The organism is Pedobacter folensis (assembly GCF_056490665.1).
Genome location: NZ_JBWJIF010000001.1, coordinates 738,404 through 759,529, shown reverse-complemented (window position 1 = coordinate 759,529; position 21,126 = coordinate 738,404). Strand labels below are relative to the sequence as shown.

The following is a 21,126-nucleotide window of genomic DNA, read 5'->3' as shown; positions in this document are numbered from 1 at the left end:
CATGGAAACATCCGGACCGAAAAATAATCCAGATCCAGGCAACAGCCCGGATCTGGAACAAAAGGCAACAGAAACCAAAAAGCTGAAGGAGACAGAAACATTGAGCACCTTCCAGCGGCGCTGGACCAAATTCAGCAATTTCATCACCAATTATCAGATTGTTATCTGCATCAGCCTGGGGATGCTCGGTTTCGTATATGCTTCCTGTCTGCTGGTTTCTTTCTTTAACAATGACGCCAAACCTTATGGTGGGGTGATCCTACCCAACCGTACGGAACTTGTTGATAGCCTGCTATCTAAGCGGCTTCACAATTTGAGCGGAATTAACAGCGATGTAACAGCAAAACAGCAACGTCTGGAAAAGGAGATCACTGCAATGGGAGAAAAAACCACGCTCACTGCAGTCAAAAAGCTCAAGCAGGATACCCTTTCCAAACTTCCGGCTGAACAGTTACTGCTTAGCAAGGCAATGGCAGATACCCGTAGGGAAAAACTACTTCTGGCTTACCGCGATACTGCGGCGAGCCAGAACTACTACCTCCAGTACATTCATTTTGAGAAAAAAACCTTTACCGATACCCTGCATGGTGATGGATGGGAACAGGCCGCAAAACACGAAAAACGCATTGCTGTGCGGATGATTGATGACCATCCGCTTTACAAAAACGGTCCGGTAAGCTATCCGGCCAGCCTGATCCTTAAACAGGACAAGCGGCATGAGCTCACCGCCTTTGCCGCGGAAAACCCTGCATTTGGCCTGTGGATCGTATTCACGATCGGACAGATGATGCTCTGGCTCCTGCTCCTACCAATACTTTCAGCCAATATGCTCCAGCTAAAAGAACCGCTCGCCGGAAAGGTCTACCGGATATCGGCCAGAGACAGGGCAGTCAACACTTTTTTACCCCTAATCTTTATGGGCATATTCTGCTATTTCTTTTATATTGGACTAGCCGATAGTACCATAATTCGGGATGACTATTTCTTCACTTCTTATAACAACAGGATGCGTTTTTACGCCATCCCGGGCTATCTGATTTCGTCATTCTGTTTCACTAGTTTCCTGACCATGTCAAGGCATTTTGACAATTTGAATAAGGAGGCCGCGGGTAATAACTTAAACAAGGAGGTGCCTGGCGAAAAACTGGATATCACCTCAGCCGAGTTTGCAAAGAAATTCCTGGCGATCAAAAAGGCCTTCGACAACTCCTTTACCTGCAGCGCAATTATATTGAGTTTGTTTGTATTCTGGGCAGGTCTGCTCATCTATTCACTCAACAGCACCCAGGCCTTTCAATACTATCAGAAAGTAACGGGTACACCGCTCATTCCAAGTGATTTTGTTTATCTGATGGGACTGCTACACACGCTGATCCTGCTGACCTTTTATATTCCGATCAAGCTCAGGTTCAATGCACTCCAGATTACACAACCAGAGGAAATGCGCGAGAGTAAGGTGCCTAACCAAAAACCTTTCGAAGCACTCCTGACAAGTCTTGGAACGGTACTAATTAATATCTCGCCCATTCTTGCTGCAGTGGTGCAGCAGCTATTCAAACTGTTTTTTGATAGTCCTGCTACGCCCTGAGCGATAAAAAACATCTTAATACTGGTTGGTTATTCACCAAGGGATTGACCAGCCGGGTTATGATAAAAAATATTCCGGTACAGGTTACAAATTTCTTTTAATGATCGTGTAAAATAAAAACATATCACATGTCATAGCCGAGTTCTTTACGCTAAAACGGGTTTTTGCGCTTCACCAGCAGTGATCAGGCTATACAGGCTCTGATTAATCAACTGGCTCCACGCAGTTGAGCAGGCACTGTAACATTCAACTTCAGGATGTATTCCCTGATGTGTGAACAATAGCCTCGTTTTATTCCCTTCGCGGGAAATCTCAAAAATTATTTTTGTGCCGGTCCATTCCGATTTATCTTCAAGAAAGTTAAGTTGGCTATCGATGACCAGCCAAACCACTTTTTGATCTGGAATTAGCTCGGCAACATGCTGCTTAGAATAATGAATATCCTTGTAACGGTAAGTAAATTCGTCACCCAGATCTTTTGTATTTCCTTCGAATTCTCCTGACCACCACTTTTGCGGGGCTACTACAGCTTCAAAAACTTCTTTCGGTGTTTGATCTACCAGTATCGTAGACGTGAAATTTATGGTTTCCATTTTAAAATAATTTTTCTTGTGGTGGTTTGATGCCTGCCAAACGAATATAAACTGTCGTTTGCCCTCTGTGATGTGTCTGGTGCTCAAACACCTTAGCCAAAGCTGTTCTTCGGTTCATTTCGAATTTACCTAACATTTTGAAGCTTTCATTCAGCTGCGCATCTGTCATCTTTTTTATATTATCAATCACATAATCATAGCTGGCCAGCACTAACTTAGTGACATTGGATTTAGATTTGTCTACAGTTTTTTCCATTTCGCCCAGCGCAAACGGATTTTTCTGACCTACAGCATCGGCGCCCAGACCATAGTTGGCATCTGCAAGGTGTAACAGCTGTTCAGCAAAAGACCGCATTTCGGGAGTAGGTTTTAAAGAATAGCCACTTTCAGGCATTACATCCAGATATTCTTTGGTGTAAATTTTTGATCTTTCCCACTCCTTAACCAGATCGGTTGCTGTTACCTGTGCCTTTACCAGCTGCGTACCCATCATTAGACACATGATGATTACTAATTTTTTAAGTTTCATATTTATATTTTTAGATTTCAATAGATAATTCAAATGGGTTTAATTTAATTACCACACTGATATCGTGACAAGTTAAAAGCAAATTTAGTGTAAACCACATCTTTTAAGGCAGGTCTAAATGGACATTATAGTGGGGTGTTTCGGACATTTATCTTTCTTGTTAACGATTTACCGGTTACATAAATCAGTATCAATTTTATCAGGCCAGTTGAAAATTGTATTTTTCCCAAAAAAAGTGTACCGATTAAGTACATTTTATCCCAACAGATATCCTACAGGAAAAATATGAATAAAACATTTTTACTTCTTCTTTTAACTTTTTCTACAGCTTTAGTTTTTGGACAGAAAAATAAATCAAATGATACTGCTCAAAGTAAAGCTTTTGTTTTAGGTGTAATTGATGAAATACAATCGAAAGCGCTCTCAGAAAAGAGGATTTTAAATATATACCTACCCGAAGGGTATAAACAAAATGATACCACAAAATACCCGGTAATTTATTTGCTCGATGGTTCTGCTGATGAGGATTTTATCCATATTGTAGGGCTTGTACAGTTTAATAGTTTCGAGTGGGTAAATCAGGTTCCTAAATCAATTGTAGTGGGCATTGCAACCGTCGATCGTAAAAGGGATTTTACTTTTCCAACATCAATTGAGCGCGACAAGAAAAGTTACCCAACAACAGGTCATTCGGATAAATTTATTTCTTTTATAGAAAAGGAGCTCCAACCTTATATTCAGGCAAAATATAAAACGAATACAAATAAAACCATCATCGGTCAATCTTTAGGTGGATTGCTGGCGACTGAAATCCTAATCAAAAAACCTGCACTTTTTAATCAATACATTATTATTAGCCCCAGCCTATGGTGGAATAATGGTTCCTTGTTAAATCAAGATTCAAAAATCAAAGAAAGTACTTTTAAGCAGCAAACTTCGGTCTACATTGCTGTTGGTAAAGAAGGTCTTACCCCAACCGAAATACCCAGGGTAATGGAAGTGGATGCAAATGTATTGGCTGAAAAGATAAAAGGGTTTAAAAATAAAAATGTAAATGTATATTTTGATTTTTTACCACAAGAGAATCATGCCACCATCATGCATCAGGCGGTTTCCAATTCCTTTAAATTTTTATACCCAACAGCGAAAAAAGAATAGCTTAATCCTAGCCAGCCAGGTATAAAACCTATAAACAAAATAGTGGTCTTATCCATCTAAAATTGAGGTTTTTGATTAAAAAATCAATAAAATTTCTTAATTCAAAAAAATAAACGTTAATTAGACATTTATTTATTGTTATGAGCACAGCAAACTATGTAATTGGAGTGGATTACGGGACAGATTCTGTCCGGTCTGTTCTAGTCGATACCGCAAACGGAAAAGAAATAGCCTCATCGGTTTTTCTTTATCCAAGATGGCAGAAAGGTTTATACTGTAAACCCGCTGTTAATCAGTTCCGCCAGCATCCCCTAGATTATATTGAAGGTTTAACCCACACCATAAAAGATTGCCTGGCTAAAGCAGGTGGTGCTGAAATTGCACATTTGGTAAAAGGTATCTCCGTTGATACAACGGGCTCGAGCCCGGTTGCGGTTGATGCAACAGGTACTCCCCTTGCCTTAACTAAAGATTTTGAAGAGAATCCAAATGCCATGTTTGTGCTTTGGAAAGACCATACCTCAGTAAAAGAAGCTGCTGAAATTAATGAGCATGCCACAAAATTCGATACCAACTACCTGAAATACGTCGGCGGCATTTATTCGTCAGAATGGTTCTGGTCTAAATTATTACATATTTTAAGGGTCGATTTGACTATTAAAAAAGGTGCAGCATCATGGGTAGAGCATTGCGACTGGATTCCGTTTTTACTTTGCGGTGGAAACGACATTAGCACAATGAAACGTAGCCGTTGTGCTGCAGGGCATAAAGCACTTTGGGCAGAAGAATTTAACGGTTTACCTCCAGAAGATTTCTTTAGCAGCCTTGATCCGCTTTTAGCCGGCTTTAGAGCTAAATTATTTACCGACACCTATACTTCTGATGTTTCTGCGGGAACATTGAGCGAAGAATGGGCAAACAAATTAGGCTTAAATACTGATGTGGTGGTAGGCGTTGGCGCGTTTGATGCCCATATGGGCGCAGTTGGTGGTCAGATTGAGCCTTACTACCTGAGTAAAGTAATGGGTACGAGTACCTGTGATATCCTGGTGGCACCCAATCAGGATTTACATGGTAAATTGATTAACGGTATCTGCGGACAGGTTAATGGCTCAGTAATTCCGGGGATGGCAGGTTTAGAGGCTGGTCAATCTGCTTTTGGAGATGTTTATGCCTGGTTCAAAAATTTAATCAGTTGGCCGTTAAATCATTTACTTACAGAATCTGAAGTAATTGATGAGGCTACTGCTATTGCATTAAAAGCAGAATTAGAGAGCAAAATTATTGCTAATTTAAGTAAACAGGCTGATGCTTTACCAAACGAGGATTATGCAGAACTAGCTATTGACTGGTTAAACGGTCGTAGAACACCAGATGCAAACCAGGAACTTAAGGGGGCCATAACAGGTTTAGGTTTAGGAACTGATGCACCACGTTTTTTCCGTGCTCTAGCTGCAGCAACCTGTTTCGGTGCCAAAGCTATTGTAGATCGGTTTAAAGAACAGGGTGTTCCGGTAAAAGGAATTATCGGCATTGGTGGTGTCGCCAAAAAATCGGCTTATATTATGCAAATGATGGCCGATGTACTGGAAATGCCGATCAGGATTCACCGTTTTGAGCATACCTGTGCATTAGGCGCCGCGATGTTTGCAGCAGTAGCGGCAGGCATTTATCCAGATATCGAAAGCGCTATGGCGGCCATGGGAACAGGTTTTGAGAAAGAATATAAGCCCAATATTAAAAAGCAGAAGCTTTACCGCCAGCATTACCAGCAATATTTAGGTCTGGGCAGATACCTGGAGAAATACAATAAAAAAGATGTAAAACCTTATTTATCATGAGCAACTATCAGGATATAAAAGAACAGGCTTACCAGGCCAATATGCAGTTACCTAAATTGGGACTGGTGCTTTTTACTTTCGGAAATGTGAGTGCTGCAGACCGGTCGAAAGGTGTTTTTGCCATTAAACCAAGTGGTGTACCCTACGAGGATTTGTCGTCCGAGAAAATGGTTATTGTAGATTTTAACGGCAACACGGTTGAAGGGACTTTACGCCCCTCATCAGATACCAAGACCCATGCCGTTTTATATCAACACTGGGAAGAAATTGGCGGGATTGTGCATACCCATTCTACTTATGGAACGGCCTGGGCGCAGGCACAAAGGGCAATTCCAATTTTTGGAACCACCCATGCCGACCATTTAACTGTCGATATTCCTTGCGCACCACCAATGGCTGATGAAATGATTAAAGGGAATTATGAGTACGAAACGGGCTTTCAGATCATGAACCATTTTGAAAGTTTAGGTTTAAGCTACAAAGAAGTTGAAATGATTTTGGTGGGTAACCACGCTCCTTTTACCTGGGGAAAAACAGCAGAAAAGGCGGTTTATAATAGTGCAGTGTTAGAAACAGTAGCACAAATGGCACTGCTAACAGAACAAATTAATGCTAAAGCACCACGGTTAAAAGATTCGCTTATTGAAAAACATTATGAGCGGAAACATGGTAAGGACGCTTATTATGGACAGCGTTGAGTTAGCGTCTCTAGTTTGGAGTTTTGAGTCTTGCGATATAGGAATTTGGAAAGCAATTGCCGTGATGCTTAGGAAACGGTAGTCCCGCCATTCGCTATAGTCCCGATGAAGAATCGGGAGCTGTCGCTGCTGTCGGGTTTAAAATTGTAAGTTTTACCTAAGTAATCTAAACCTGATTGGAGTGAGCATGAGCCCAACCGCAGGTGGGTAAATAAAACGGAAAGCAGGACTGCAGTAACCGATGAAATACGGAACCTTGCTTTTCAAAAAAAAGAAAAAAAATCGGCCTGTGAGGACACAGACCGTGGCATTGAATAAATTAAAAATAACATAAATAGTAATGATTGATTTAAAAAAATTACAAGTTTGGTTTATTACGGGTACACAACATCTGTACGGTGAAGAAACCTTAAAACAAGTGGCAGCGCATGCCCAGGAGGTAGCCGATTCCTTAAACCAAAACGGCAGTATTTCTGTTTCGGTGGTATACAAGCCGATTGTAAAAACGACTGAAGAGATTTTCGAAACCTTGCAACAAGCCAATATTGACGAGAATTGTATTGGGGTAATCACCTGGATGCATACCTTCTCTCCTGCTAAAATGTGGATCAGGGGTTTAAATGTTTTGCAAAAACCATTACTACATTTACACACACAGTTTAACCGCGATATTCCATGGAATACCATCGATATGGATTTCATGAACCTGAACCAAAGTGCTCATGGAGACCGTGAATTTGGTTTCATGGTTTCGCGCATGCGCAAAGACCGTAAAGTAGTTGTTGGTCACTGGCAGGATGAAGAAGTGGCTAAACAGATTGATACCTGGTGCAGGGCTGCTGCCGGATGGCACGATTGGCAAGGCGCTAAATTTGCTCGTTTTGGCGATAATATGCGTTATGTTGCCGTTACCGATGGCGATAAAGTTGAAGCTGAAATGAAATTCGGTTTTGCTGTAAATACCTATGGTATAGGTGATTTGGTAGCTGTAATTAATGGAATAGGTGAAGATGCCATTCAGGCTTTATTAAAAGAATACGAAGCCACTTACGAAATGGCTGATGATTTAAAAGCTGGCGGCGCAAGGCACTCATCTGTTTACGAGGCCGCCAAAATTGAATTGGGATTAAGAAAATTCTTAGTAGATGGTGGCTTTAAAGGTTTCTCTGATACTTTCGAAGATTTGCACGGCATGATCCAGCTACCAGGAATTGCTGCGCAGCGTTTAATGGCTGATGGCTATGGCTTTGCAGGTGAAGGCGATTGGAAAACTGCAGCCTTAGTACGTGCCTGTAAAGTAATGGGTGCAGGTTTAGCCGGTGGTAATGCGTTTATGGAAGATTATACTTATCACTTCGATCCCGCAAATTCGATGGTTTTAGGCTCGCACATGCTTGAGGTTGATGCTTCTTTGGCTAGCGGTAAAGCAAGTTTAGAGGTTCATCCATTGGGTATTGGTGGTAAAGCTGATCCTGCCCGCCTGGTTTTTAATGTTGCTGGTGGTGATGCTTTAAATGCATCTTTAATTGATATGGGTAACCGTTTTCGCCTTCTGGTGAACGAAGTGAAAGCTGTTGAAGCTGAACATGATTTACCAAACTTACCGGTAGCCCGTGTATTGTGGAAACCTTTACCTGATATGAAAACAGGCTGTGCAGCCTGGATTTATGCCGGTGGTGCACACCATACCGCTTATAGTCAGAATTTAACGACTGAACATTTATTGGATTTTGCCAATATTGCCGGTTTAGAATATGTAAATATTGGTGCTGATACCAAAATCAATCAGTTCAGAAATGAATTGCATTGGAATGAGGTTTTTTATAAGTAATTTCAATAAAACATTGCTTAATGCAAAAGCCGGTAACCATAAGATTACCGGCTTTTTTATGCGATCTTATTCCTGAAACAAGTATCATTGAAAGGTTCCAATAAAAAAATCGTCATCTCGACTGAAGCAACGTCCCGATGTTAAATCAGGAGAGAGATCTATTAAGTAATAGTAAATTGAAAAATAGATTTCTCGGCTGCGTCGCACTTCGCTCGAAATGACGAAATTTCTAGAAAATTTATTTTACTTAATTCTCCTGTAATTTATACTGGTTTTATGCAATAAATTATCCATCAGGATGACAAACTTATGCTAACGATACAAACTCTTTTTTATTAATAACCGTCATCCTGAACTTGTTTCAGGATCCTTCGATGGGAATACTTATCCCTTAACAATGGAGGTGAAATCCGAAAAGTCTTCAACCTTAAATGCCCTAATGTCTCTTACTGACTTTTTAAACCATTCAATATTGGATAGAATATGAATGGCTTGATAAACTGCCGTTAAATTTCCTTCTGTAACATAGGTGCTTCCCTGAATCCAATAAAAGCCGCTAGCTGTTAAATGGTTTTTAATCTCAGCATAGGCACTATGATATTTTTCACCATATTCTTTTTTTAAATCAGAAATGGTCATATCAAAGCTTAATGCGTACATGCTTCCTCGCCCGAATGTTTAAAAAGATCTTCTTTCTCAAAGAAAATCTCACCGTCATTTGATTTTGCTGTGATCACAATACCTGCAAATGGATTTTTCTCTATTTCTATAATCACTCCATCAATCCAATCTGCCCGATCAGTTACCTGCGGAGAAATTGAAACTTTATCGCCTATTTTCATAATATTTTCTTAATTATGTCAATGATTACAAATATAAGTATTTTTTGTAGATCGTTATACAATGCTAACCATGGCTTTAATCACCCCGTTTTTAGGATCTAACCAGCTTTCGAACTCATCTTTTACCGCTTCGAATTTAACCTGATGGGTAATGTAATTTGTCGGATTAACCAAACCAGCCTTCATCGATTTAATTACATGTTCAAAATCTTCAATGGTGGCATTTCTGCTGCTCATTAAGGTGGATTCTCTTTTATGAAACTCAGGATGGTTAAAAATTAAATCCCCTTTTTGAAGTCCGATTAAAACGAACCTTGCCCCATGTGCCATGTAGTTTATGGCATTATTAATTGCCTTTTGGTTACCTGTAGCATCAATTACAACCGTTGGCATATCGCCATTGGTAATGTCGCTAAGTTGCTGCAGCACATCAGGAGAAAGGGCATTAACCACATGGGCTACCTTTAATTTATCTTTACAGAAAGCCAGGCGGTCTTCATTAATATCCAGGGCAATCACATTTGCGCCTGCTATCCTTGCAAATTCCATTGTACCTAAACCAATTGGTCCGGCACCAATAACAAGTACAAACTCTCCGGGCTGAACATCTGCCCTGCGGACACCATGTGCACCGATGGCTAAAGGTTCCACTAATGCCAGTTCATCATAACTCAGTCCTTCGCCATGTAAAAGTGTTCTGGAAGGAACCTGTAAATATTCGCGCATCCCTCCATCAACATGTACACCGCAAACCTGCATTTTAACACAACAGTTAGGTTTGTTCATTCTACAGGCAATACATTCACCACAATTAAAATATGGAATAAAAGTAACCGCCTCTCCTATTTTGAAACCATCAGCTCCATCGGCCTCAACCAACTCGCCAGACAATTCGTGACCTAAAACCCGTGGGTAATTAAAGAAAGGCTGGGTACCTTCAAAGGCGTGTAAATCGGTTCCACAAATACCGATTCTTTTAATTTTTATAATCGCATGGTCTTTTTTAAGTTCAGGTTTTGCTGTTTCTGAATATTCGAAAGTTCCAGGTGTTGTACAGGTAAGGGTTTTCATTTTAATTTATTTATTGTCAATCTGAGCTTGTCGAAGATCATCATAAGTCCTTCGACAGGCTCAGGATGACATGTATATTAATTTCTAAGCGTTGGCTAAAGCTCTATCTAAATGAACATAACCACCATCTACGTGAATAATCTGTCCGGTGGTATGGCTTGATTTACCCGACATTAAAAAAGCCGTCATATTCGCAATTTCTTCAGCAGTTGTCATTCTGTTCTCCAATGGAATTTTAGCCGTAATCTCTTTTAACTTTTCTTCAGCATTGTCTAAAGTCTCGATCCAGGTTTCGTAAGCGGGTGTCCAGCATTCGGCAATCACAACTGCATTTACACGGATGCCATATTTTAGCAACTCCACAGCCCATTCACGGGTTAAGGCATTTCTACCACCATTAGCAGCTGCGTAGGCTGAAGTATTACCTTGTCCCGTTTCTGCGGTTTTAGAGGTGATGTTTACAATAGCACCTTTGCTCTTAATTAATTCTGGCAAAACATGGTGTGCCATCAAATAATAATGTACCACATTTTTATGCAGCGAGGCCATAAAGTCTTTATAGTTGCCACTTTCTAAACCTACACCATCATTAACGCCTGCGTTATTTACTAAACCATCAATCCTGCCGAACTGTGCTACAATATTTTTCACCACTGTTTCGCAATCTTCCGGGTTAGATAGTTCAGCCACAAATTGTGCTGCTTTTCCGCCATTTGCGGCAATTGCATCAACCACGATCTGGTTGTCTTCTGCTTTTCTGCCAACAATTACCGCAATTGCATTTTCTTTGGCAAATACTTCTGCAATACTACGGCCAATGCCTTTTGCAGCCCCCGTAATGACAATAACTTTTTCTTTTAATTGTAAATCCATCTCTTTTTTATATTAAAGCGTCCATCATGCTGGTCCGAAGTTCTGGGATCAACATCTTTCCTGTTAGATCCTGAAACAAGTTCAGGATGACGATACCGCTTAATTAATCATTATTTTTATATCAGTCTTTCTCGATTCAGGTAATACCTTCAAATCTATTAATTTTCCATCTTTTAAAGTTCCTTCAACCGTAGTTTGGTAAGGCGCATAAAGTTTGAAATGCACATCCCAATCTTTTGGCCATGCCGGAAACAAATATATTTTTTTTCCGTCAACCTGCATCAGCATTTCTTGTAAGCCGATCATACCCGATCCACCCCAGTTGTGGTCTGGTGTCCAGTCGAAACCTGGCCCCCAAAATGCAGGAAACCTCCTGCCAGAATCTTTTAACTTAGCTATAGTTAGCTTGGCTGCATCTTCAGTTAAGCCCAACCTTGCAGCGAAGATGTTATCCTGTTTCCATCCGATATGGTTTCTGAATTTCAGCACATCGGTATCGTATTTAAAAGTATTAATTGCGGTATCTAAACCAGGTTTACCCATTCCATAAATTCCCCAGGGATATACAGGATACAACTGTGGACTCTCCTGATTGTTAATACGCTCCCAAAGTTTAGCAGGAGAAATGGTGGCATGTCCTTCGAAAGCCCTGAAACTTATTGGTGGAATGGTTTTTAGCATCGCTGCCCATTCGGTTTTTTTGCTTTCAGACAAAGAAGGCAGCGCCATTAATCTTTCCAAAACTGTTTTTAAAGCCGCAATTGTAGAGGTAGAGTTGTAGGCCATTTTATAGGTTTCGGCCCCAGAACCTGGATATAAAACCAAATGTCCTTCGGCATCCAAAGCTTTTGCGCCTCTTTGTTTGGCTAAATAAGTATAATGTTCTTTAAAAAAGGTAAGTGAACTTTCGATTAATGGAAGGTACTTATCGATGTTTTTGCCGGCATATCTTTCAGTCTCCAAAATCATCATACAGAACTCCAGCACAGTGTCCCATTCGTATTCTAACCAGGCATTATACTCCATACCTTTATTAAAATCAGCAGGGCGTTTCCAGCCATACTCAGCAGGATTTGGTAGTCCGAAATTTTCTAATTGTTCAGTAAAGCTAGCACCTTTATGCCCCCAGGATGCTTCTGTTCTGATTTCTGCATTCTTCAATAAATTCAGATAGAAATCGAACTGAGCTTTCATCATATCAAAATCTCCGTTTTTCAACATTGGCCAATACACCAGGCGCTGGTTTTGAGCGGTATGTGTTCCACCACCCCAGTTTCTGAAATCTGGTGTGTATTTTAAGGCCGTATCGGTTAACTGAGGGTCGAAAGTAAAAAGTCCGCCGTTAAATTTGGTTGGATATTGACCAAAGGCATTACAGCCCAGCATATACCGGAACAATTGATAGTTTTTAGCCGATTGATTTGCAGTTTCGTCTTTAGCCTTAATATAAATGAAACTTTTTGCCCAATAGGCATTCCACCACTTTATACTGGCTTTTTGATCGTTTTTAACCTTTATCCTATTTAAATCCTTCTCCCATTCGCTAACTGATGCTGTTTTTGAAGTATTTAAAGTAACGGTGATATGGTTTGAAACAGCTGGCGTTTTACTTTTCAAAGTCCAGGCTTTAAATGGCGTACTGAGGTATATCCCTGAATAATTTCCGGCCGGCACCATATTATTACCCTGCATGCCACCTCCGAAAATGAGATTTTTTAAAGGATTAAAGAGATCAGCTTTCCTGTCTTCAAGTCCCTGCTGTTTTACGGTAACATCGAATACGGATTCAGGTTTGTTCTGATGGTAAAATTGAATAACATTATTTTTAAAGGCTATTTCATCTTTCCATGTTTTAACAATACCCTGAGGTGCCCATTTATACGAATTCTGGTTATTTTCTTTACCTTTTGTGACGCGGTCTTCGAAACGCCAGCTTTCGTAACTGGCTACGGTTGTAACTTTCTGATTGGATTTTACATCAAGGTGGATGACCGGATTAAAAACATCTACCCAAATCTTAATATGCGTTGTTAGTTTACCATTTTCGCCGGAAATTAGGGCATGACCATCTCTTAAAATCAGTTCCTGTTTGAAGGTTTTTCCCTCGAAAGGATTCGGACTTAAACTCAGTTTAACACGGCCAAGTTTGAGTAAGGTATTATTTTCGTCAAATGTTCCGCTACGCGATAAGTAGAGATAAACATCACCTTTTTCTACCCAAAGGTTTAAGCCAATATCGCCACCACCTACGGGCATAGATGCTGATGAATTGTTACTTTGTGAGGTCCATACCACATTGTCTTTTTCTTGCGAAAAAGCATTTGGAATGATTAACCACAAAAAGACAAAGAAAAGGTGTGTGTTTTTTGACCACCTAAGGCACCTGAAACCACCTAAGAAATTTAAAGAAATTTTCGACCATAGCAGACATTTAAGGACATTTAAGTTCCTGGCTAAAATACTTCGTGCGCTTTGTGTCTTAGTGGCTAAAATCATGATTAATTATCCCATTTATCAGTTCGGAATGAGGAAACAGGCAGGCCATCGTTTCCAAACAAATCCCCAATTACGAAATCTTTAAATGCGTAACGAACGGCAATGGGCACTTTAACTTCAGGGGCCGAAACGGTTATGCTACTTCCTTTTATGGCTGCTTTTGCCGGATAAAATTTCTTATCGGCTCCTGCAATTTCGAATAAAGATAGTTCTTTACCAAAAGAAGTTAAGCCATTTGGTACATTTTGAAACTTGATTACAGCAGTATTCTTTTCTACCGTTAATGATTCGTAATTGGGGCTTGAGAAACCAAAACCTTTAATGCCATAAGTTTGAGCTAAAGCAAGGTAAGCCAGTCTCTGTCCGCCTTGTTTTTTGTTTGCGGGGTGAATAGATTTTTCTTCGCCAATATCCAATAAAACTGCCATTCCAGAATTTGGAATTTTAGCCAAAGATTTACGTTGTGCTTCTCTTAAATAAGCTGAATTATATTTTCCACCAATATGATTAGGAGGCAATTGTGCATAATTATATGGTGCAATCTGGGCATAATAGAATGGGAAATCGCCATTGTCCCAGTTTTTACGCCAGGAAGAAACCATTGCAGGAAACAGATCTTCGTAACGATCCGGACGCTCGTAATTAGATTCGCCCTGGTACCAGATAGCACCTTTTATGCCATAACCCATCACTGGATAAAGCATACCATTATACAGGGTGGTTGGTGTACGGCTAACTTCTTTAATGCTGTCGCCTTTTGATGGAATTTTAATTTCAGTATAGGCTTTTAGATCTTCCGGCGACATCCAGGCCTCGATAGTTGATCCTCCGTAACTGTCGTTGATGATTCCAATTGGTACGTTTAACATTTCGCTTAACAACGAACCAAAATAATAGGCCGTGGCACTGAAATTAGAAACGGTTTCTGGTGCAGCCAATTTCCAATCAGAAGGCTTGCTATTCTCTTGTCTTTCAATAACTGAGGAACGTGGAACGGTATACAACCTGATATTTTTATTCGACGATTTTAAAATGACCTCGTTAGAACCAATTATGGGTTGGCTTTTAAAACCTTTCATCGGCATCTCCATGTTTGATTGTCCGCCGCAAAACCACACTTCGCCGATCAGGATATCGGTTAAAACTAATTTTTCGCCATCATTTAATTCAATTTCGTAAGGTCCGCCGGCTATTGGTGTGGCCACCCTTACCTTCCATTTACCAAGCTGATCGGCAGTAACGGTATAGTTTTGTTTGTTCCAGGAAGTATTGATCTTTACCTTGCTCGCGGGTTTAGCCCAGCCCCAGATCGCCACATTGCTTTGTTGCTGTAATACCATGTGATTGGTAAAAATAGACGCGGGTTTAACCATTGCAGATGCAATGAAGCAACATGCAAGGTTTAAAAATATGATGAGTTTTAGTTTCATTGTTTTCATTTATTTTTTAGTCGGGCGTCACCCTGACCTGAGTTTACGAAAGCTACGAAGTAAACCGAGCTTTAAGGGAGCTCACCGAAGGTAATTTATTTCAGGGTCTTAAGCTTCTAAGCTAGAAAGATGCTGAAATAAATTCAGCATGACGAAACGCCTACCAGTCCTCTACACATTATCTACTCACCGGCAACCATACCGACATTTCTGAATGTCCTCTGTTTCCCCAGGCAAAATACGGTACCAGCTTTATTTGTATTTCTTCGTTTTTATAGTCAATCGGACGGTATAACACATTTTTCCAGTTGTTCGGTTCCACTATTTTTGCGCTACCGACCAGACTCATCATTTCAGCCCCATCGATATTTATCGACTTTGTCTCGAACTTAGTTGAGGTGGGCACAAAAGCATTGAAGATACTTTTTCCCGGTAGATCTGTCGATTCTAAACAATAAACAACCGGGCCACGTTTTACGGCGATCTGGTTTCTGTTTTCTTCTACCAGGGGATTGGCCTCGATCAGTGTGGCCTCCATGGGCAGGTTTAACTCGATTACATCTCCTTTTTTCCAGATACGATTAACTTCTGCGTAGGTACCTGAAGTGGCCTTAATATTTTCAGTTTTTCCGTTGATCGTAATTTTTGCATCATGTGTCCACGCCGGGATTCTCAAAAAAACTGAATAAGCTTTACGTTCCGTTTCTTTGATGGTGATTTTTATCTTTCCATCCCATGGATAATTGGTTTCTTCCGATAATGAAATCTTTGTCCCATCAGCTAATTTAGTACTTAAGTTATTACCTCCATATAAATTAAACCACAGTCCTTTATCAGAAACACTATAAGCGTAATCACTTACTTCAGCAATGGTACGTACCACATTTGGCGGGCAGCAGTTTGATAAGGTTATATAGGGTACTCTATCTTTCGACCAGCGCTGTTTAAAAGGTAAATCATTCGATTGAGCTAATGGATTGGTATACAAAAAGTTCTTTCCATCTAAACTGATTCCTGATAAAACGCTGTTGTGCAAAGCCAGTTCCATCACATCAGCATATTTGGCATCACCGGTAATCTGCAGCATTCGCCAGTTCCAAAGGACGTTGCCAATATTGGCACAGGTTTCGTTATGTGCAGTGAAATTGGGCAACTGATAATCGCGGCCAAATGCCTGGTGAATTTTCTGCACATCTGCGGGATTGTAAGACGTACCATCTGGCGAAGTACCATCGTATAGTGAGCCACAGCCACCTGTAATATACATTTTGTGTTGATTTACATCATCCCACATTAAATTTAAGGTATTTAATAACGAGTCTTTACCCGTTTCGGCATAAAGGTCGGCCACACCAGCATAAAGATAATTTGCCCTTACAGCATGTCCCATGGCTTTAGTTTGCTGTAAAAATGGAATCCGATCCTGATTATCGTCTGTTCCATCATCAATTTTACCTTTAATGGCAATTAAATGTTTCGCCAGTTCCAGATAGCGTGGATCTTTTGTGGTGCGGTACATTTCTATTACGCCCATATAATGCGATGGACAAATGGCATTTCTCGCTAATGTTGGTGAGGCCGATTTATAGAAGTTGTATAAATAATCGGTTGCCTTTTTAGCGATGTTAAGTAAAGTAGTTTTACCTGTAGCACGATAATGGATGCATCCAGCTGTCATTAAATGGCCAATATTGTAGGATTCGAAACTTAACCGATCCTGAAACTGGTTTTTAGAACCGGTTTTTCGCTGCTCAATCATGGCCTTGGTGTAGATGTATCCGTCTTCACGCTGCGATTTACCGATCACTACAATGGCCTGATCCATCATCTCGTTCAGCTTCGGATTTTTGGTTGAAGCATAAAGCGCAGCTACAGCCTCCAAAGTTTTGTAGTAATCGCCATCATGGAAAGAAGGCCCTGAATGAGATCCGGTATCCAATCCTGCTGCAATTCTGAAATTTTCGAAAGCATGACTGATTTTAGGATCGTTATAAATGGCCCACATATTGGGTACCATGGTTTCGGTAGCTACTTTGAAACGATCGGCCCAAAAACCCTTCGTCCAGGTTACATCAGCCATATTAATGCTGTGCAATTTGGCGTAAGGAGAATTTGAATTGTTTACCAAGGCTTTTTCCTGTGCATTTAAGCAGAGCACTATGGTTAGCAAAGCAAGGGATAAATTAATTTTTAATGCGTTCATATCTTATTGGTTTGGGAGCTTAGTGAAGGACGGTTATTTTGTCTTCATATTATTTCTGCTTGTCCAATTTGTTTTTGTCCTTCATGTATCCACCAAATTCGGCCTTTGTCTAGATATTTTTCAATTGGTTGATTTATTAGAAAGCGAACTGTTACTACCCTTTCTTCTCCAGGTTCAATTGTCGGTTTGCCTTCAAATATGATGTCGCCAATGTATGTCTGCAACAATTGTCCGTTGTCACTGTACTCAAAAACATGATTTGGTCTGTATCCACTAATAAATCCAGTTTGCCGTCCACCTTCCTCTACCGTTTTGAGTTTTAATTTTGCTTTTACAGGTAAAAGCCCGCCACTATTTTCATATTCTAAATCTCGAATACTGATCAATGTATATTTATCATAAGCCATGATATCAAATACTTTTGATTGTCCGGTATTAAGCCAGCGTTTGTATATAAGATTTCCATTCATGTATAGATACAGCTCGTTTCCTTCTATTTTCTTTAGTATTGCCATCTTCTATAATTCCTCCACTTGAATCACTACCGGGCCTAACAATCCGGCTGGATTTAATAATTTTCCTTCTAGCCGGAAAGGTGCATTCGTATTGGTCATTCTTTTATTTTCAGGAATATGCTGATCGCCGATTAAACGGTTAGCCCAGGTATTGGTTACTTCGATGGTAATCTGGTTTTCCCCTTTCTTTAAGGCTTTACTAATTTCCAGACGATGTGGGGCAGTCCAAAGTGTACCGGAGTTTATACCATTTACCTTTACTTCTGCGATGCTGGAGAACTCGCCTAAATCAATCCAGATTTTACCTTTAAGATCTCCATTAAAAGTGAAGTTCTTGCTGTACACAGCTGTTCCGGAATAATATTTAACCAGGCTATCGGTATTTAATGTCCAATCGGATAAGTCGTTAAAAATGACAGGCTTTGATGGTCCGGCATATGCGGTATCGAATTTCGCTTGCCATGATTTGGAAATATCCTGGATGGTTTGGAAAGTTGACCAGTTGTTGCCATTATTAAGTTTAGTTTTTGTGGTTTCCTTTTCGAAGAGAAAAAACAAACTTTGATTAGGCGCGATTTTATAAGCAAAGCCTGTTCGTCCCCTTTCGCTCGACCAATTATTAATGTCAGTTAACTTATCGGCAACAGCATCATAAACTTGTGGTATTTTATTGGTTACACGGAATGAAAACCACAAATTTCTTTCTTTAGCCTCTTGATTGGAAATAAAATAGATATCCTTTTTATCAGTTTTCCTGTGAGTATAAGCGACTTTTTTTGCATAAGTAATTGGCTCACTGTTAGAATTGGCTTCCGTTACATAAAAATCTGGTTCAATTCCTAAAAGTTTAAAATTATCGGCATTAAAAGGAGCTTTAAACAGATTTCCTTTATCCATTATTTTCATTAAAACAGAATGATTATTATTATTTATCTCATGAAAATTATTCTTCCAAATTTCATCCACTGCCGAGCTAAATGCAGATTGACTAACTTGTTGTAAACCATTTTGATACAAAGGCTTGTCTGCTACAATCACATTAGCGCCCGCTATAATTAATTCAAATATTTTTTTTACAGTTGCATAACTCATATATTGATCATTCGGGTTCATTTTCATTTTACCCGGGATGACCAAAACTTTGTAAGATGCTCCACTTTCGAAAACCACTTGACCATCTTTAACGGTTGCCGTGCTTAACACATCCGGATTAAAACTATCGTATGCATAACCGCGCAGCGGATTTACCCAATTTTCGGGATCAGCCATATTAGCCGAGTGGGTTACACCAACTGGAATTTGTCTTAAAGGTTCACCGACATTGGCGAGACGTTTCTTTTCTGCCTCTACTACATCGGATCCAAAGATGCCGGGCAGGGTTTCAACCAGACGATCAGGCAATACTGAGCGCCGTGGTAATTCTTCGCCCGTGAAAACGGCAATATCCACTACCGGTTTGCCTTGTTGCAACAGGTTTTGTGTGCGTTCTGCATAATCTACCCAAGCCTTCCCTGGTTTCCACCAGGTTTGATCGCGCTGAAAGTACAAACCGATGCCATTGAGGGTCATGCCTGGCTTTTTATCCATCCATGGATTATGAACGAAAACATGGTATACCATTTTATTAATGCCCAGTGCATAATTTCGGTCTTGTAAGGTTTTCATACTCACCGGACTTTCGTTCCAATCCATTCTTAAAGTGGTAAAAGCCTCAGCCTGAACAATATTTTTACCATAAATATGCGCACTTGAAATCGCGTCGAGCATATCATTTGGTTTGTCGTGTGTGGGACTGTTCAGCCAAAATTCGCCCATGGGGACATCCACCATTTTATAATGCATTAAACCATCGCTCATCATGGTCGGTGCCACACTTTCGGCGGTAAATGTTAAACCTTTCTTTTTGGCTAATTGCGCCAAGGTTTTATAAAACTGATCGACAACTAACTCGGAGATGGTTTTTCTGACATCATAAAGGAAGTTTTCAGATACAGCTGCACTTTCTACCGGCAATCCGGTCATAATGGGCAGGTAAGGTGTTAAATCGTAACCCCTGCGCTTTAAAAACTCGGCTTTAAATACAGGCGACCAATTTTGGCTACCGCACTCCCAGCTATCTACATGAAAAACACTTAAAACCTTTTGAGCGATTTCAGGTCCACCATGTTTTAATGCTTCGCCGTACCAGCTTTCGAATTGTAGTTTTACGGCCTCCGGATTAAATTTATCACATTCTAAACCAGTACCGCCACCACCTGTTGCATTGGTATGCCCGGTTGAAGTATGGCCAATCCTTAAGATAGTCCAGTTGCCTTTTGGTGCTTTCCAGTTTAAACTTCCATCAGGATTCAATTTACCTGTTAAATTGATCATTTTATTTAAAGGAATGCATAAATTCTTTGCAATTTGAACTTCGGTACTTCTTTCACTTACCCGCCATACCGAACCGTTTTTACCTTCAAACTGATTAATCTGTGCTTCTGAAGATAACTCCAAATTCACCAGTTTTAATGAGGGCTTCCATTTGGCGGCATCTAAATCTTCTGATCCAGGTTCAGAGCCACTTTTATCGTAAATAAACCTGAAAAATTTAGCTGTTGCCGGCACAATAGCATGCGTTACACTTTCGTCGGTATCTTGCCAGCCGTGGCGCGGGGGCGTTAACCGGCCTATTGAGCGAAAAACCTGACCATCATTACTCACTTCGATGGCCAAACGATGTGCCTGATAATTATTGCCATTGATTTTAATGGTTATACTGCGACAGGTAAACGGCTGCTCAAACTCATATTGAATGTAACATGGTTCATTTGAACCAAAGTTTTTAGTGTTTTCGGGTTTAATTAAACCTGAGGCATCAACCCCATTGCTTGTTGTTATTTTGGGAATAACTGTCCTTGTTGAAATACCCGCATTTGTAGGAGACGGGTAAGCAAAAACAGCGATGTCTTTATAATAATTCTCGTTATATTTTGGTTGAGTTAAATTGATTTTAGCTGCTGTATGCTTGATGCTTAGCTTAGACCAAACGAGTTTCTGCATAGAAAGCTCTGGTGTAATCCATGGCCCTCCTGCCAAGGCGAAACCATCGCTTACGTGCATGCCTAATTTCAGGTTTAATCGTTTAGCTTCGCTCATCGCAAATTCGACCATTTGCCACCATTGCGGGGTAAGCTGAACCACTGGCTGTGGATATACATCAGGTTTATTGGTGCCATAAATGGGCATTAAATAGGCACCACCTATGCCAGAGCTTTTCATGGCTTCTAAATCAGCGGTAATTCCCGCCTTAGATACTCCGCCATGCATCCAATACCAAAATACCCAGGGTTTAGCATTTTTATTGGGTTGCGCATTAACGGTCGACGCCAGGAAAAAACTGGACAACAGAACAAACACCAAAATTTTGCTAAACCTCAATTTCATTTTTTTAAATTTTATCGTCATTACGAAGGTTG

The 21,126-nt window shown here is 40.3% G+C and carries 16 protein-coding genes; 5 read left to right on the top strand and 11 right to left on the bottom strand.

Annotation, left to right across the window (positions count from 1 at the left end):
* The first annotated feature begins 1 nt into the window (after nt 1).
* Nucleotides 2-1,588, top strand: coding sequence for a hypothetical protein (locus AC04QZ_RS02935; protein WP_478356516.1), 1,587 nt, complete (start codon nt 2-4; stop codon nt 1,586-1,588).
* Nucleotides 1,589-1,734: 146 nt separating this feature from the next.
* On the opposite strand, the gene AC04QZ_RS02930 is transcribed toward AC04QZ_RS02935, so the two are convergent.
* Together AC04QZ_RS02930 and AC04QZ_RS02925 are read right to left on the bottom strand one after the other, a co-directional pair.
* Nucleotides 1,735-2,181 carry an SRPBCC family protein gene (locus AC04QZ_RS02930; protein ID WP_478356515.1) on the bottom strand — a complete coding sequence of 149 codons (447 nt, stop codon included), beginning with the start codon at nt 2,179-2,181 and terminating at the stop codon, nt 1,735-1,737.
* A 1-nt stretch (nt 2,182) separates the two neighbouring features.
* Complete coding sequence (locus AC04QZ_RS02925) at nt 2,183-2,710, bottom strand: DinB family protein (protein WP_478356514.1); 528 nt, start codon at nt 2,708-2,710, stop codon at nt 2,183-2,185.
* Nucleotides 2,711-2,995: 285 nt separating this feature from the next.
* Between AC04QZ_RS02925 and AC04QZ_RS02920 the strand changes: the two genes are divergently transcribed.
* From AC04QZ_RS02920 to araA, 4 genes are all read left to right on the top strand, one after another.
* Complete coding sequence (locus AC04QZ_RS02920; protein ID WP_478356513.1) at nt 2,996-3,868, top strand: alpha/beta hydrolase; 873 nt, start codon at nt 2,996-2,998, stop codon at nt 3,866-3,868.
* Between the two features lie 140 nt (nt 3,869-4,008).
* On the top strand, nt 4,009-5,709 hold the full coding sequence (locus AC04QZ_RS02915; RefSeq protein ID WP_478356512.1) for a ribulokinase: 1,701 nt from the start codon (nt 4,009-4,011) through the stop codon (nt 5,707-5,709).
* Entirely contained in the window at nt 5,706-6,407 is a 702-nt protein-coding gene (locus AC04QZ_RS02910) for an L-ribulose-5-phosphate 4-epimerase (protein WP_478356511.1), read from the top strand. Before AC04QZ_RS02915 ends, AC04QZ_RS02910 begins: the two co-directional genes overlap by 4 nt.
* A gap of 340 nt (nt 6,408-6,747) precedes the next feature.
* Nucleotides 6,748-8,238 (top strand): L-arabinose isomerase, encoded by a 1,491-nt coding sequence (gene araA / locus AC04QZ_RS02905; RefSeq protein ID WP_478356510.1) that lies wholly within the window; start codon nt 6,748-6,750, stop codon nt 8,236-8,238.
* 384 nt (nt 8,239-8,622) lie between these two features.
* Here the strand turns inward: araA and AC04QZ_RS02900 are convergent, their stop codons facing one another.
* The 9 genes from AC04QZ_RS02900 to AC04QZ_RS02860 form a co-directional block, all read right to left on the bottom strand.
* Nucleotides 8,623-8,877, bottom strand: a complete 255-nt coding sequence (locus tag AC04QZ_RS02900; RefSeq protein WP_478356509.1) for a hypothetical protein — start codon at nt 8,875-8,877, stop codon at nt 8,623-8,625.
* Nucleotides 8,878-8,885: 8 nt separating this feature from the next.
* The gene (locus AC04QZ_RS02895; protein ID WP_478356508.1) at nt 8,886-9,080 is read right to left on the bottom strand and encodes a hypothetical protein; all 195 of its coding nucleotides are present in this window, start codon (nt 9,078-9,080) and stop codon (nt 8,886-8,888) included.
* 54 nt (nt 9,081-9,134) lie between these two features.
* Nucleotides 9,135-10,151: a zinc-binding alcohol dehydrogenase family protein gene (locus tag AC04QZ_RS02890; RefSeq protein WP_478356507.1), complete on the bottom strand. Its 1,017-nt coding sequence runs from the start codon at nt 10,149-10,151 to the stop codon at nt 9,135-9,137.
* Between the two features lie 84 nt (nt 10,152-10,235).
* Nucleotides 10,236-11,024 (bottom strand): SDR family oxidoreductase, encoded by a 789-nt coding sequence (locus AC04QZ_RS02885; RefSeq protein ID WP_478356506.1) that lies wholly within the window; start codon nt 11,022-11,024, stop codon nt 10,236-10,238.
* A gap of 99 nt (nt 11,025-11,123) precedes the next feature.
* A complete protein-coding gene (locus AC04QZ_RS02880; RefSeq protein ID WP_478356505.1) occupies nt 11,124-13,364 on the bottom strand; it encodes a DUF5703 domain-containing protein in 2,241 nt (746 codons plus the stop codon).
* A gap of 158 nt (nt 13,365-13,522) precedes the next feature.
* Nucleotides 13,523-14,950: a sialate O-acetylesterase gene (locus AC04QZ_RS02875; RefSeq protein ID WP_478356504.1), complete on the bottom strand. Its 1,428-nt coding sequence runs from the start codon at nt 14,948-14,950 to the stop codon at nt 13,523-13,525.
* Between the two features lie 178 nt (nt 14,951-15,128).
* A complete protein-coding gene (locus tag AC04QZ_RS02870; protein ID WP_478356503.1) occupies nt 15,129-17,153 on the bottom strand; it encodes an aceric acid hydrolase in 2,025 nt (674 codons plus the stop codon).
* Between the two features lie 44 nt (nt 17,154-17,197).
* A complete protein-coding gene (locus AC04QZ_RS02865; RefSeq protein ID WP_478356502.1) occupies nt 17,198-17,668 on the bottom strand; it encodes a hypothetical protein in 471 nt (156 codons plus the stop codon).
* A 3-nt stretch (nt 17,669-17,671) separates the two neighbouring features.
* Nucleotides 17,672-21,094, bottom strand: coding sequence for a glycosyl hydrolase (locus tag AC04QZ_RS02860; protein WP_478356501.1), 3,423 nt, complete (start codon nt 21,092-21,094; stop codon nt 17,672-17,674).
* Between the last annotated feature and the right edge of the window lie 32 nt (nt 21,095-21,126).

Bases quoted from the DNA above. Each gene is read 5' to 3' on its own strand.
- AC04QZ_RS02920 (WP_478356513.1), top strand. From the start codon at position 2,996: ATGAATAAAACATTTTTACTTCTTCTTTTAACTTTTTCTACAGCTTTA.
- AC04QZ_RS02895 (WP_478356508.1), bottom strand. From the start codon at position 9,080: ATGAAAATAGGCGATAAAGTTTCAATTTCTCCGCAGGTAACTGATCGG.
- AC04QZ_RS02860 (WP_478356501.1), bottom strand. From the start codon at position 21,094: ATGAAATTGAGGTTTAGCAAAATTTTGGTGTTTGTTCTGTTGTCCAGT.
- AC04QZ_RS02900 (WP_478356509.1), bottom strand. From the start codon at position 8,877: ATGACCATTTCTGATTTAAAAAAAGAATATGGTGAAAAATATCATAGT.
- AC04QZ_RS02925 (WP_478356514.1), bottom strand. From the start codon at position 2,710: ATGAAACTTAAAAAATTAGTAATCATCATGTGTCTAATGATGGGTACG.
- AC04QZ_RS02870 (WP_478356503.1), bottom strand. From the start codon at position 17,153: ATGAACGCATTAAAAATTAATTTATCCCTTGCTTTGCTAACCATAGTG.
- AC04QZ_RS02890 (WP_478356507.1), bottom strand. From the start codon at position 10,151: ATGAAAACCCTTACCTGTACAACACCTGGAACTTTCGAATATTCAGAA.
- AC04QZ_RS02885 (WP_478356506.1), bottom strand. From the start codon at position 11,024: ATGGATTTACAATTAAAAGAAAAAGTTATTGTCATTACGGGGGCTGCA.
- araA (WP_478356510.1), top strand. From the start codon at position 6,748: ATGATTGATTTAAAAAAATTACAAGTTTGGTTTATTACGGGTACACAA.
- AC04QZ_RS02930 (WP_478356515.1), bottom strand. From the start codon at position 2,181: ATGGAAACCATAAATTTCACGTCTACGATACTGGTAGATCAAACACCG.
- AC04QZ_RS02910 (WP_478356511.1), top strand. From the start codon at position 5,706: ATGAGCAACTATCAGGATATAAAAGAACAGGCTTACCAGGCCAATATG.
- AC04QZ_RS02935 (WP_478356516.1), top strand. From the start codon at position 2: ATGGAAACATCCGGACCGAAAAATAATCCAGATCCAGGCAACAGCCCG.
- AC04QZ_RS02865 (WP_478356502.1), bottom strand. From the start codon at position 17,668: ATGGCAATACTAAAGAAAATAGAAGGAAACGAGCTGTATCTATACATG.
- AC04QZ_RS02875 (WP_478356504.1), bottom strand. From the start codon at position 14,950: ATGAAACTAAAACTCATCATATTTTTAAACCTTGCATGTTGCTTCATT.
- AC04QZ_RS02915 (WP_478356512.1), top strand. From the start codon at position 4,009: ATGAGCACAGCAAACTATGTAATTGGAGTGGATTACGGGACAGATTCT.